The organism is Clostridium sp. AM58-1XD, from assembly GCF_003464085.1.
Classification (GTDB): domain Bacteria; phylum Bacillota; class Clostridia; order Lachnospirales; family Lachnospiraceae; genus Lachnoclostridium_A.
This window is the reverse complement of record NZ_QSDR01000088.1, coordinates 1-505: the sequence shown is the minus strand read 5'-3', so window position 1 is coordinate 505 and position 505 is coordinate 1. Positions and strand designations below refer to the sequence as shown.

General features: G+C 48.1%; 1 pseudogene. It reads right to left on the bottom strand.

Annotated features, from left to right (window positions below):
* Window positions 1-505 (bottom strand): annotated as a pseudogene (locus DXA13_RS20700) (IS256 family transposase); the annotation flags it as partial.

Genomic DNA, 505 nt, shown 5'->3' with positions numbered 1-505 from the left:
AGATCCACACAGAAGGGCTTCCTGTCTTTATCCGACACATATTTCATGGTGTTACGCACCTGATGCACGATGCAGCGTTGATATTCCGTCTTTGGATACGCTGCGGCGATTGCCTCTTTGATGCCGCTAAGTCCATCTGCGCAGAGAATCAAGATGTCTTTCACTCCCCGGTTCTTTAAGCCATTTAGTACAGACAGCCAGTATTTAGAGCTTTCGTTTTCGCCAACCTCGATGGTCAGGCTTCTTTGCGTCCATCCGGATTGATGCCAAGAATCACATAAGCCGCAAGCTTGCGGATCACCCCATTATCACGAACTGAGTAATGGATGGCGTCTATGTAGAGTACCGGATATACCTCGGAAAGCGGGCGGTTCTGCCAGTCTCAATCTGCGGCATGATTTTATCGGTCACATCCGAAATGAACCCTTCGGATGCCTCAAAACCATAAATATCCTCCAGCGTATCAGAAATCTGCCTTGTAGTCATGCCTTTGGCATACATGGAA